14 protein-coding genes are annotated in these 12,527 nt (G+C 61.1%); 7 read left to right on the top strand and 7 right to left on the bottom strand.

Annotated features, from left to right (window positions below; genetic code table 11):
• Positions 1–21: 21 nt before the first annotated feature.
• The 3 genes from NUW46_RS02090 to NUW46_RS02080 all read right to left on the bottom strand — a co-directional run bounded on the left by NUW46_RS02090 (position 22) and on the right by NUW46_RS02080 (position 2,669).
• Positions 22–414, bottom strand: a complete 393-nt coding sequence (locus tag NUW46_RS02090) for a glutaredoxin family protein (RefSeq protein WP_418141277.1) — start codon at positions 412–414, stop codon at positions 22–24.
• A 198-nt stretch (positions 415–612) separates the two neighbouring features.
• On the bottom strand, positions 613–1,746 hold the full coding sequence (locus tag NUW46_RS02085) for a putative sulfate/molybdate transporter (RefSeq protein ID WP_418141276.1): 1,134 nt from the start codon (positions 1,744–1,746) through the stop codon (positions 613–615).
• A 38-nt stretch (positions 1,747–1,784) separates the two neighbouring features.
• Positions 1,785–2,669 (bottom strand): substrate-binding domain-containing protein, encoded by an 885-nt coding sequence (locus tag NUW46_RS02080; protein ID WP_418141275.1) that lies wholly within the window; start codon positions 2,667–2,669, stop codon positions 1,785–1,787.
• Positions 2,670–2,785: 116 nt separating this feature from the next.
• Here NUW46_RS02080 and NUW46_RS02075 point away from each other — a divergent pair, with 116 nt between their 5' ends.
• From NUW46_RS02075 to glp, 7 genes are all read left to right on the top strand, one after another.
• Positions 2,786–3,484: an ABC transporter permease gene (locus tag NUW46_RS02075; protein WP_296936641.1), complete on the top strand. Its 699-nt coding sequence runs from the start codon at positions 2,786–2,788 to the stop codon at positions 3,482–3,484.
• Positions 3,481–4,224, top strand: coding sequence for an ATP-binding cassette domain-containing protein (locus tag NUW46_RS02070; RefSeq protein ID WP_418141274.1), 744 nt, complete (start codon positions 3,481–3,483; stop codon positions 4,222–4,224). Before NUW46_RS02075 ends, NUW46_RS02070 begins: the two co-directional genes overlap by 4 nt.
• A 74-nt stretch (positions 4,225–4,298) precedes the next feature.
• On the top strand, positions 4,299–5,105 hold the full coding sequence (locus tag NUW46_RS02065) for a substrate-binding domain-containing protein (RefSeq protein WP_418141273.1): 807 nt from the start codon (positions 4,299–4,301) through the stop codon (positions 5,103–5,105).
• Positions 5,106–5,288: 183 nt separating this feature from the next.
• Positions 5,289–6,158, top strand: coding sequence for a formate dehydrogenase accessory sulfurtransferase FdhD (locus NUW46_RS02060; protein ID WP_418141272.1), 870 nt, complete (start codon positions 5,289–5,291; stop codon positions 6,156–6,158).
• Between the two features lie 12 nt (positions 6,159–6,170).
• Positions 6,171–6,758 carry a molybdenum cofactor guanylyltransferase MobA gene (gene mobA / locus NUW46_RS02055; RefSeq protein WP_418141271.1) on the top strand — a complete coding sequence of 196 codons (588 nt, stop codon included), beginning with the start codon at positions 6,171–6,173 and terminating at the stop codon, positions 6,756–6,758.
• The gene (mobB, locus tag NUW46_RS02050) at positions 6,755–7,261 is read left to right on the top strand and encodes a molybdopterin-guanine dinucleotide biosynthesis protein B (RefSeq protein ID WP_069182758.1); all 507 of its coding nucleotides are present in this window, start codon (positions 6,755–6,757) and stop codon (positions 7,259–7,261) included. Before mobA ends, mobB begins: the two co-directional genes overlap by 4 nt.
• Complete coding sequence (gene glp, locus NUW46_RS02045; RefSeq protein WP_305965607.1) at positions 7,258–8,505, top strand: gephyrin-like molybdotransferase Glp; 1,248 nt, start codon at positions 7,258–7,260, stop codon at positions 8,503–8,505. The genes mobB and glp overlap by 4 nt, the downstream gene beginning before the upstream one ends.
• On the opposite strand, the gene NUW46_RS02040 is transcribed toward glp, so the two are convergent.
• Genes NUW46_RS02040 through NUW46_RS02025 form a run of 4 tightly spaced genes read right to left on the bottom strand, consistent with a single transcriptional unit; the run spans position 8,506 to position 12,527 of the window.
• A complete protein-coding gene (locus NUW46_RS02040) occupies positions 8,506–8,982 on the bottom strand; it encodes a DUF6505 family protein (RefSeq protein ID WP_136629941.1) in 477 nt (158 codons plus the stop codon).
• Entirely contained in the window at positions 8,979–9,686 is a 708-nt protein-coding gene (locus tag NUW46_RS02035) for a biotin/lipoate--protein ligase family protein (RefSeq protein WP_227514456.1), read from the bottom strand. The genes NUW46_RS02040 and NUW46_RS02035 overlap by 4 nt, the downstream gene beginning before the upstream one ends.
• Complete coding sequence (locus NUW46_RS02030) at positions 9,683–10,528, bottom strand: Mrp/NBP35 family ATP-binding protein (RefSeq protein ID WP_083231750.1); 846 nt, start codon at positions 10,526–10,528, stop codon at positions 9,683–9,685. The genes NUW46_RS02035 and NUW46_RS02030 overlap by 4 nt, the downstream gene beginning before the upstream one ends.
• Before the next feature lie 19 nt (positions 10,529–10,547).
• The gene (locus tag NUW46_RS02025) at positions 10,548–12,527 is read right to left on the bottom strand and encodes a 4Fe-4S binding protein (RefSeq protein ID WP_418141270.1); all 1,980 of its coding nucleotides are present in this window, start codon (positions 12,525–12,527) and stop codon (positions 10,548–10,550) included.

Raw genomic sequence — 12,527 nt, 5'->3', positions numbered from 1 at the left:
CGATCCAACCAGTACCGGCAATCAGGCCGGTTCAAACCGCTCCTGCAGCCACGCCTTGATATCGTCAGACTCGTACAGCCAGCGGACACTGCCATCCTCTTGCTGAATCTTCAGGCAGGGCACTTTTACCTGACCGCCGCCGGCCTCCAGCTCTGCACGATGCTCCGGGTTATGCTGGGCGTCCCGGGTTTCGATATTGAGGCCGAGCCGGGCGATTTCCTTCCTTACCTTGATACAGAACGGGCAGGCTTTGAACTGGTATAGCGCCAGATCCTTGCTGGCCTCGTTGGCCGTGGCCTGGTCATCAGCGCTTCGGGTGACGCTTTCCGGCGTGCTGAGTTTTTCACTGAGCAGCATGAAAGGTGTCAGTATCAGGCGCAGCGTTCGGAAAAAATAACGGATAACGACTCTCATGGGTACGGTTAAAGCTCCGGGTTTCCAGTTAAAGATTGCTTCAAAGAGGTCGGCATTCAAGATTGATGTGCGTCCCTCATAGCGGTGTACGAGGATATCATTTCAAAAGATGAAGTGTTCAGAATAACGGGTGCTGAACCCTCACTGGGTGTGGTAGGTGTGGTAGGGAGAGTGTATCAGCCGCATCGGACGATATCCTCAATCCTGATGAGCACCACTAAACCTTCCTCGCAACCAGGCTGACCGGAACGTCTCCGCGGCCACCCCGATGAGGAAGCCGAAAAATGGGTCGGCCCAGAAGGTGATCAGAGCCGTGATGCCAATCACCGGCCAGCAGGAGGGTTTGGCGGACCAGAGACGTTTGGTGAGGCCCAGCTCAACAGCAGCAACCATGAGCAGAGCGCCAAGACCCGCCGCGGGCACGGCGGCAATGAACGAGAGACCACCGGGCACGATCGCCACCAGGAGTAATCCCGTGCCCAGCAGGACCGGCGCCAGACCGGTGCGGGCGCCAAAGCGATAGTGGGCCGCAACACCCCCGGCGCCGTGGCACATGGGCAAGGCGCCGAATGGCACCAGAAACAGGTTGGCCAGGCCAGTTGTGACGGACAGCCTTGCCGGTGAGACCCGGTGGGACTGATCTCCGAAATAATCCCCCACCACCAGGGCCGTCAGAACGATGGCGTTGGTGATGGTCAGCGCCAGTTGCGGCAGCACCAGGATAGAGAACCCCTGCTGCCACTCATCCATCGAGGGCAATGTCGGCATCGAAAAGATGGCAGGATCCGCCGGCAATGGCAGCCCGGGTGAACCCAGCAGCGCACCGAGGACCATGGCCAACGCCAGCCCCATCAGCGCCGCCGGCCAGCTGGGGAACAGTTTCAGGGTGACCGCCAGCAACCCGAGGACAACCAGGCCCAGCGGCAGGGAAGTGGCCATCAACTCCAGGCTCATGCTGGCCAGCAACAACCCCAGCCCCAGTTGCAGGCCACTGAGCACAGACCCCGGTACCAGACGGGCCGCCCGGTTGATCCATCCGGTTGACCCCAAGACCAACAGGATGGCGCCGATCAGAACGCCACTGGCAATCAGGCTTTCTGCACTGACCTGGGTGGTCAGCAATAGCGCGGCCACCGCTTTCATGGGCTGTACCGGTACAGGCAGGCGGTAATACAGGCCTGTCGCGATGTAGAACACGGCAAAACCCAGCAGTACCGGTACTGGGGCAAGTCCGGCCACACCAATGGCACCGAGAGTCAACGGCAGCAATGTGCCAATGTCACCCAGCGCGCCGCTGCTTTCACTGATCACCTTCTTCATGGTCGAACCCATGAGGGCTCCTGCCTGAATGGTCTGCTTATTGTTGTCGTTCAAGCGTTATACACTACTTTACCAAGTTCACTGACATCATACCCGCCCAATGTCTCGGCCCGATGTGCGAATCGTTCGCTACCCGCAAAGGCCAGCAAACGCTGCATGGCCGGCTCGAAATAATGGCGCCGGCGCATGGCCAGGTCGAAGTGCTCCTGCTGCAGGGGGATAAATGCCAAGCCCTGGCGCCTGGCCGCCGCTTCAATACCCACACCCACATCCGCTTCCCCCTGACGAACAGCCAGAGCCAGATCGTCCTCGCTGAGCGAGGGATGCTCGGTCCAGGCAAGCTTGCTGCCATCAATTCGGTAGCGGGCCAGCAGGCTCTGCAGCAGATGACTGACACCGGCCTCGGGCTGGCGGTGGGCCAGACGCAGGCCCGGCCGGGCGATATCTTCCAGTTGCACGATTCCGTGGGGGTTGTCCGGCGCCAGAAGCAGACCCTGCCGGCGTTTGGCCCAGCGGATCAGCACCAGGTCACGCATCCCGCTCAAGCCCAGGGTCACCGGGTCGTTGTAACGCTCAGTCTGTGCGTGCCAGATATGCATGCCAGCAACCATGGCGCGACCGTCAACCAGGCGCTGCACCCCGTCTCCGCTGCCCTGGCACAGCATCGCCAGCTCGGCATTACTCTCCTTCACCGCCCACTCCAGCAGCGGATCCTGGCTACCCACCAGCACGGGTGGCGTTGGCGCGCTGACGCCCTCGTCACCCTCCAGATGATTCATCAACCAGAGATCTATACGCTGGCGCGGAAATAAAAGCTTTCCCGTCACCCGCACGCAGGGGATCACGCCCTGGCCCACCAGATCGTAGACCTTGCGTTCTTTCAGGCGCAGATACTCGGCAGCCTCGGCCGTAGTGAGATAGTCAGGCAGAGACATCGAACCTCCGGAGTCAATTAATACGCATAATGCTGTTTTTAGCTGCATTATTTACGGCAAGCATCGCAAAGCGTAGTTAAAAACGCCACGATGCTCAAGACTAAGGAGACGCAGCTGTGGAAGAAAACGCGTTTTACGTGGCGCTCTCGCTACTGGTGAATCTCGACGCTTCGCTGTACCAGATCGTGGTGCTATCGCTGCAGGTTTCGCTCGTTGCGGTCCTGATAGCGGCGCTTTTGGGTTTTCCACTGGGCGCTGCGGTTGCGTTATGGCAGTTCCCCGGACGCGGCGGGGTCATTGTGGCGCTGAATGCGCTGATGGGACTGCCGCCGGTTGTGGCAGGACTTGGAGTTTATCTGCTGCTATCGAGGGCCGGACCGCTTGGCGAACTGGGCCTTCTGTTCACCCCCGGGGCCATGGTAATTGCGCAGGTGATACTGGTGTTGCCCATTCTCGCCGCGCTCTCGCGACAGAAAGTGGAGGAGTTGCTGGGCGAATATCGCGAGCAGTTCGTCTCGCTAGGCATGTCGAAGGCTCGCATGATGCCCACGCTCCTGTGGGACGCCCGCTTTGCCCTGCTGACAATTCTGCTCGCAGGGTTCGGCCGGGCCAGCGCGGAAGTCGGCGCGGTCATGATGGTTGGCGGCAACATCGACGGCGTCACCCGGGTCATGACAACGGCCATTGTGCTTGAGACCAGCAAGGGCGCCCTGCCCCTGGCGTTAGGCCTCGGCATTGTCCTGCTGACGCTTGTCATGGCGATCAACGCTACTGCGTACATTTTGAGTGAAACGGCCAAGAGGCGCATGGGATGACATCGTTGAACGTGCCCGTTAACAGACCGACCGAACTCAGTGCACCGCCGTCGCTGCGCTTTGACAACGTCGAGTTCAACCTTCTCGGCCACCAGCTTTTTGGTCCCTGCTCATTCACGCTGGACGGCCCCGGCCCCACACTGGTGATGGGTCCCAATGGTGCGGGCAAGAGCCTGATGCTGCGCCTGGCCCATGGCCTGCTCGCAGCAACGGAGGGAGCCGTAACCTGGTCCGGTGACGAAATACCCCGCCAGGCTATGGTGTTCCAGACCCCGGTTCTTCTTCGCCGTTCCGCATTGGCCAACCTCACGCACGCGCTGGCCGTGAATAACATCCCGCGCAGACACCGCACAGAACTGGCCCGGGAAGCCCTGGCGCGATTCGGCCTGTCCGCCTGTGCCGATACGCCCGCCCGGGTGTTATCGGGTGGCGAGAAACAGCGCCTGGCACTGGCACGGGCATGGGCTCTTTCACCCTCGGTACTGTTTCTGGATGAGCCCACCTCCGCACTGGACCCCGCTGCCATAAAGGACGTGGAAGCCGCCGTTCAGGAATTTCACGAGAGAGGAACACGCATCGTAATGACAACCCATGACCTGCATCAGGCCCGGAGGCTGGCCGGGGACGTGCTGTTTCTCGCCGGCGGAAAAGTGCAGGAGCACACGCCGGCCGACATCTTTTTCAGCGCCCCTGCTTCGCGCCAGGCACAAGCCTTCCTGAGCGGAGAGCTCGTGGCCTGATCACCCACCAAGAAAATAAACGCACCGAACCATCGCTCGCTCTACGAATAAGACACGACAAAGGAGAGAACAAGATGAAAAAAACCCTGAATCTGGTTCTGGCAGCCGTAACGACCATGGGCCTGACCTTCAGTGCCCAGGCCGACGACTACATTACGCTGGCCTCAACCACGTCCACCCAGAACTCCGGCCTGTTCGACTCGATCCTGCCCAAGTTTGAGGAGGCGACCGGTATTGAAGTTCGCGTTGTTGCCGTCGGCACCGGCCAGGCGTTTGAGCTCGCCCGCCGGGGCGACGCCGACAGCCTGCTGGTGCATGACACCGCCGGGGAAAAGCGGTTTGTGGAAAACGGCTTTGCCACCGAGCGGGCGGACGTCATGTACAACGACTTCGTGCTGATTGGCCCGAAAGACGATCCCGCCGATATCCGTAACGCGAAAAGCGCCGCTGAAGCCTTTTCTGCCATCGCCGAAGCAGAGGCACCGTTTGCATCGCGAGGCGATGACAGCGGCACCAACCGGGCCGAGCTCAGGCTTTGGGAAAACGCCGGCGTGGAACCGGGCGGCAGCTGGTACCGGGAACTGGGCAGCGGTATGGGACCAACCCTGAACACCGCAGCCGGCATGGACGCCTATGTGATGTCCGACCGTGCTACCTGGGTCGCGTTTGAGAACCGCCAGAATCTCGAGCTGCTGTTCTCGGGCGACAAAGTACTTTTTAACCAGTACGGCAGCTTGCTGCTCTCCGAAGAAAAGCACCCACACCTCAAACACGACCTGGCAGCCCAGTGGCACAACTGGCTGCTGTCGGAAGAAGGCCAGCAGGCGATTGCCGACTTCAAAGTGGACGGGCAGCAACTGTTCTTCCCGAACGCCCAGTGAGGCAAAAGGATTAAGGGCGACTGAACTGAGCGTCTGTTTACCCTGCCCAGATCGAACCCCGGCATTGCCGGGGTTTTTTATTGGCAAAAAGCAGCTGTTTTTCCTCAATGCCAAATAGGCTAATCTCTGGCAATCTCCGTACAACTTCCATTCCAGTACGACCAGGAAACGGCTATAGCAAAAATGACGATTGATCCCATACTTCCCGATCCCAAGGATCCCCGGCTGTCCCGCCCAGTGGAGGGCGTGGACGAGAACGGCGAGGCCAAATCGATCAGCGTGATCGAGGAACGCCCCCTGACCATCTACCTGAACAGCCAGGAGATCGTCACAGCCATGACCATCGGCGACCATCCGGAGTATCTGGCCCTCGGCTTCCTGCTCAACCAGGGCATGCTGAAAGAAACAGACACGGTCACCGGGATCGATTTTGACGAAGAACTCGAGGTTGCGGTGGTGCGCACGTCAGGCGTTACCGATGTCGAGGACAAGCTGGAAAAGAAAACCCGCACCTCCGGTTGCGCCGTGGGTACGGTGTTTGGTGACATGATCGCTGGGCTGGAAGGCCTGTCACTGCCCGACACCCCGGTGCACACCAGCACCTTTTACGATCTTTCCTACCAGATCAACCACACCCCCAGTCTGTACATGGAAACCGGCGCCATCCACGGCACCGCGCTTTGCCAGGGACAAACAATCCTGGCTTACATGGAGGATGTTGGAAGGCACAACGCGGTCGATAAAATTGCCGGCTGGATGCACCTGAACAACATTGCGGCCGCAGACAAGGTGCTGTATACCACCGGCCGCCTGACCTCAGAGATGGTGATAAAAACATCCCTGATGGGCATCCCCACCCTGATTAGCCGCTCGGGCTTCACCGCCTGGGGCGTCGACATCGCCCGCCAGGTCGGGCTGACCCTGATCGGTCGGATGCGTGGCAAGAAATTCACCTGCCTGAGCGGCCAGCACCGCCTGGTGTTCGATCAGGACTTGTCTCAGGTACCCGATGAAGACAAGAAGCTGCGTCGAAAAGGCGCTCAACATGATTGACGGAGGCACTGCATGAGCCAATGTGCAGTTATCCTGGCCGGCGGCCAGGCAAACCGCATGGGTGGGGGCGACAAAGGCAGGCTCATGCTCGGCGAACAGTCGTTGATCCAGCGGGTGATCGAGCGGATCACCCCTCAGGTCGACGCCGTGGTATTGAATGCCAACGGGGATTTGAGCCGGTTCGACGACCTGGGGCTGCCGGTGGTGGCGGACTCCATCGAAGGCTTCCCCGGCCCGCTGGCCGGCGTGCTCGCGGGCATGGACTGGGCCGCCGAGCAGGGCCACGATTGGCTCATCAGCGTGGCTGCCGACACACCGTCCTTTCCCAGGGATCTGGCTGCCAGACTGGCGGAACATGACACCCCGGTGGTGCTGGCAGCCACGCCAGACCCCGAGCGCGGCCGACTCCCGCAGCCAACCTTCGGGCGCTGGCGGGTCGCTTTGAGAGACGATCTGAGAGCCGCCCTGAACGAGGGCGTACGCAAGATCCGCCAGTGGACACAGGCCCAGGGCGAAACTCTGGTGGTTTTTGACGAGGGCGATTTTTTCAACATCAACACCCCGGACGATCTGGCCTGGGCGGAGCAGCATCTGAAGTGAACGTTATAGGCATCGTAGGTTGGAAAAACTCCGGCAAGACCACACTGGCAGCCGCTCTGATTCGCGAACTGTCCGGCCGGGGTTTAACGGTCAGCTCGATCAAGCACGCCCACCACATGGTGGACGTGGATCAGCCCGGAACGGACAGCTACAAACACCGTGAAGCCGGTGCCCGCGAAGTGATTCTGGCCGGGGGCCAGCGCATTGCCATCATGCACGAGCTGCGGGGCGCAGGTGAGCCCTCACTGGAGGATTTGCTGGCCCGCCTGTCGCCCTGCGACTGGGTCGTGGTAGAGGGTTACAAAACCCACGCGCACCCGAAGATTGAAGTACACCGGCAGGAATCGGGCCGATCGCCCCTTTACCGGGAAGACGCCAACATCATCGCCGTTGCCAGCGACTATGCCGCCGATTTTTCCGGGCCTTTGTTCGATATCAATGACGTCACCGGCATTGCCGATTTTATTATTGATCATGTACAGCCACCAGCGAGAGAGTCATGAAGCCGCTTCGCAATGACTGTTTTGCCCTTCCCCCGGGCGTGAACTGGACGCCGGTCGAAGAAGCCCTTGAGCGGTTGCGTTCAAGGTTGCATCCCGTGGTGGAGGTGGAGCGTGAGGTTCCGCTGTCACAGGTGAACGGCCGAATCCTGGCAAGTGATGTCTATGCGCCTCGGGCTCATCCCCCAAGCACCAATTCCGCCGTGGATGGCTATGCTCTTGCCGGGCCGTTAACGGACGTGCCCTGCACCCTGCCTCTGGTGGATGGCCGCAGCGCCGCCGGTGAGCCTTACATGGGGCAGGTGCCCAAGGGATACGCAATCCGGATTCTGACAGGCGCGGTTATTCCCGCCGGCACGGATACCGTGGTTCTGGAGGAAGACTGCGAAGTGCGGGATGGCCAGTTGCATCTGAACGGTACGCTAAAGGCAGGCGCCAATGCCCGCAAAGCCGGTGAAGACATCAAAGTCGAGGACCGGATTCTCACTGCCGGAACCCGGCTCAGTCCGACCCAGATTTCAGTGCTTGCCAGCGTGGGCGTGGAAGCCGTTGATGTTTATCAGCGGCTAAGGGTGGGCGTGCTGTCCACCGGTGATGAGGTAAAGCCGGTGGGCGCACCCGTCACAGACTGGCAGATCTATGACGCCAATCGCCCTATGCTCAGTGCCCTGGTATCACAACTCGGCTACGAACTCGTGGATCTTGGCCATGTGCTGGACCGGGCCGAGGAGGTCAAGGCAGCCCTGGAGCGAGGCGCGGAGCAGTGTGACCTGATCCTGACCAGCGGCGGCGTGTCCGCCGGCGACGAGGATCATGTGTCGAAAACCCTGAAAGAACACGGTGACATCAGTAACTGGCGCATTGCCATCAAACCCGGCCGTCCTCTGGCGCTTGCCATGTTCCGGGGCACGCCGGTAGTCGGTCTGCCGGGTAATCCGGTGGCCGCCTGGGTCTGTGCGCTGAGGTTTGGTGCGCCTGCCATGGCATTGTTGGCAGGGGCCGAATGGTTCGAGCCCCAAGCGTATACCATGCCGGCTGACTTCTCGAAGAACAAAAAACCCGGGCGCAGCGAGATGCTGCGGGCACGGGTTCGCGATGGGAAGGTCGAGGTATTCGGGTCGGAAGGCTCTGGCCGGGTGACCGGTCTGGCCTGGTCCGAGGGTCTGGTGGAACTGGATGAGAGCGCCCAGCAGATCGAGCCCGGCACCCCCGTCCGATTTATTCCCTACGGCAGCTTCGGCCTGTAATCAGTCAACGCTGCCGTGGACCGCAAAGGCCTCCAGTGAGGCATCCTGCGGGCCACGGGAGCGGTAGGTTTCCTCAACGCCCAGGTCGGTCAGGGTGCGGCTGACCATCAGCAGGGTGTTGTCCTCAAAGTCTTCGCACATGCTGCGCATCTGGTCGATTTCTTCACAGGCCACCGGGTAAGCGGCCTCGATGTCCGGCGCGCCATAGATCTCCACAAAAGTCTGCGCGAGCGTCTGGCGAAGCCGCTCCAGCTCCGGCTCGGTAATGTCGCACACGCCAACAAAGCTGGCACGACCACCCGACTCAATGCTGTACCAGCCATTGGTGAAGGCTTGCCGGGCTTTGCCTGTCAGGTCCGCCTCGGTCCAGTTGGAAAACTCGAAGCCGCCGGAAATGGCCCACTCCCCACTGGGTGCCGGCCGCTCGAAGACGTTTTCATCGGAAATGTCCAGTCTCAGGGTTCGGGCCAGTTTCATAGGTGCTCCGCATAATCAATCAGGCTAACAGTTTCGGTCATCACATCCTGGCGCAACAGCATGCGCCCCTTTTCATCCAGACCCACGAACAGGCCGGCTCTGGGCTCCTCGATGCGCTTGCCAATGGTATCGCAGCGCGGACGCCACTCGTTGTGGACCCGCTCGAACCCGCTGTCCAGAAAATAGGTCAGCCATAACAGCGTATGCTTGGACCAGCTCTCCAGCAACGCCATGGGCATTATCTCTACACAGCCCTCTTCGTACAGACAGGTCTGATCCGGCGTTTCACCCGGCTCGCCGCCAGGATGGGTGAAGGGCACCACGATACCGATCACCAGCCAGTTCGGCGTTTCTTTGGGGTCGGACACATCGGCCGCAAACCTGACGCTGCCACACAGGGCCCCGTTGACCTTGATGCGGTCAGGCCACTGGAACTGCACCGGCACCTCGGGCGGCGCCAGTGCGCCAAGGCTCTCGGCCAGACCTATCTGGGCCACGTACACCGCCTGAATGGCCTCTTCCAACGGCGTCTCGGGCGCCAGCACCAGTGCCGCGCGCAGGGTATCCACGGCCTCGGAATAGAAAATGGTGCCGGAATCCACGCCGGCGATGGCACGGCTGACGGCCTTATCGAAAGGATCCGTATGCGGGGGCACAACCTCGCCGCTCAGTAGCGGTGGGAAACGGGGAGACTCAATGATCATTGGACGGCCCGGGCGTATTGTTCGGAGGCAATGATTTGATCGGCCAGCCGCTGGAAAGCCTGGGCCTGCGGACTGTCGGGCTTGGACACCACAATGGGCACCCCGCCATCGGAGCCGATCCTGATATCGAGATCCAGAGGAATTTCACCGAGGAACGGTGCCCCCAGCTTCTCGGCCTCAGCCCGGGCACCACCGTGGCCGAAGGGATGATGCTCCTTGCCGCAGCCATCGCAGATGAAAGAAGCCATGTTCTCCACCAGGCCGAACAATGGCACGTCCATGCGCTTGAACATGTCGATGCCCTTACGTGCATCCATCAGGGCAATGTCCTGGGGCGTCGACACCACGATGGCGCCGGCCACGAAAAACTTCTGGCTCAGGGTCATCTGGACATCGCCAGTGCCCGGCGGCAGATCCACCAGCAACACGTCCAGCCTTCCCCAGTCCACCTGGTTCATCATTTGCTGCAGAGCGCCCATCAGCATGGGTCCGCGCCAGACAATGGCTTCCTCTTCGGAGGTCATCAGCCCGAGTGACATAAGGGTCACGCCGTGGTTGCGAAGCGGCAGGATGGTGTTGCCGTCCGGGCTGGAAGGTCGGCCCGACACACCCAGCATCCTCGGCTGGCTGGGGCCATAGACGTCGGCATCCAGCAGGCCGACTTTCAGGCCCTTGGACGCCATGGCCACGGCCAGATTGGAGGACACGGTGGATTTCCCCACCCCGCCCTTGCCTGAGGCAACCGCAATAATACGATCCACGCCCCTGGGGTTCTTGTCCTGTGGCCGGGGCGCATCGGTGCCAATCAGGTTACTTTTTCCTACTTCGGTGTACTGGACCATGGAAATTCCTGTCTATCAATCAATTGTCCCGGTAGTCATCACTGGTACGAACCCTGGGTCTGGCGGCGCCAGCCATGGGCGCCGTGTCGCCATGGAACTGTGCCTTCACCCGGCAGTCGTCGCACATCTTGATGAGCTGGACATTATCAGATTTGGTGTACATCCAGTGCTGGTTCTCCAGCTTTTCGACAATCCGGTTGATGGTACTGGCCACACCAAACGGTTTGCCGCACTGGATGCACTCGAACGGTTCTTCGCCATGCAAAGCCCTCGGGCTGAGCGCGGCCTTTGACAGATCCAGCTGCGGCTTGAGCGTGATCGCCGTTTCGGGGCAAGTACTGTCGCAGATACCACACTGCACACAGGCGTTCTCGGTGAACTGCACTTCCGGCCGGTCCGGGTGATCCCCCAGTGCGCCGGTGGGGCACAGGGAAACGCAGGCAAGGCACAGAGTGCATTTGTCTGAATCAATCTCGATGGCACCGTACGGCGCACCCTTGGGCAGCGGGATCGGCTCGTCCACCTTCTCCGCCATGGCTGTGGCGGTCACCCGGGTAATGTCGCGACGGCCGCCCACCAGCAGCACCGGCTCACTGACCCGTCCCGCGTTGTCGCCCGGCGCGGACAACTCGATGGCATCAATCACCCGAACCCGGCTTGGCGAGTTATGAGTGCCTTTGAGCATGGCCTGGGCCAGCTCTACTTCGGCCGCCAGGGCCCGACGATCCAGCTCGTTGTCTGCCAGAATCAGCACTTCGGCATAACCGGCACCGAACGCCGCCATGATCTCGGCGTGGCCAATACGGTCCACATGCTCCAGTCCGAGTGGGATCAGATCGTCGGCCAGGCCATCGTCGTAGCGAGCCAGGTAGGTGATGGCTTCCGAGCCGGCGCCCAGGGTATGGAATACCAGGCGTGGCGATTCGTGAGTGTGCTCGCGATAGGTCTTCGCCATCACGTCCATGACTTTGACTATCGCCTCGTAGGGCGTTTCGTTCATGGTGACTGCGGATGTGGGGCAAACCGCCGCGCATGAGCCACAACCTGCGCAGATGTCAGAATCGATCTGGATGTGGTCGCCGGCAGAGAAGATCGCTTCCGTGGGGCAAACGTCCAGGCACCGGGTACAGCCCGGCTTGTTGGCCCGGGAATGGGCACACAGGGACTCTTCCAGCCGGAAAAAGACGGTTTTCTCGAACTCGCCCACCATTTCCCGGGCCGTGAGGGCAATGCGCTCCAGCTCGCCGGCTTTGTTCGGATCGGCCCAGAAATAGCCATTGCGTTTCTCGTGGCTGGGGAAGGCGGGCGCGCCACCGCGCAGATCAATAAACACGTCGCACTCGCTGCGAGCCGTTGTCTGCGCCGGCGTGTAACCCAGTTCACCCCGACCGGCCGGATGCAGGGTCTGCAGCCCGGCGAACTCCAGCTTGAAGTTGCCGAGGGCGCCATAAGCGCTGGTCAGTTGGCCCTTGGCCACGTCGTAGGCGGCCGATGGCAACTGGATGGGGCCGGCATCGTTGACCACACAGGTAACGCCCAGCTCATCCTGCACCAGCCCGGCCATGCGGATGGCTTGCTCGGTGGGGCCCACGATGCAACAGACGCCGTTGGACTGGATGCTTTTCGCCGGGGCCGTGGGCCCCGGCAACTGGGCTGCAGCTACCAGGGCCGCCTGCTTGGCTTCCAACCGCTTGGGGTTGGCATCGGCAGAACTCCAACCCGCCCGGTCACGTATATCGATGGTGTGCAGTGGCGCTACATGCTGGATCTCGGCGTGAATGTCCTCGGCCAGACGCTCGAACAGCGCTGCCTGCTGGCCACAGGCGATAAGCACGTCGTTGCTGGCGCCCAGGTGTTCGGCTGCGACTTTCATATCGTTGCCGCACAGCTGGTCTACCGCGACGACCTGCTCGGCACCCGCAACCGCCTGAAGGGCCTCGGAATTGAAGCCCTGGCTCTTGTCGCAGGTGCACAGCAATAGGGATTTTTTTGATGTCAT

Source organism: Marinobacter sp. MA, from assembly GCF_048298425.1.
GTDB classification, from domain to species: Bacteria; Pseudomonadota; Gammaproteobacteria; order Pseudomonadales; family Oleiphilaceae; genus Marinobacter; species Marinobacter salsuginis.
The sequence above is the reverse complement of the archived record's forward strand: the minus strand, read 5'-3'. Positions and strand labels throughout refer to the sequence as shown.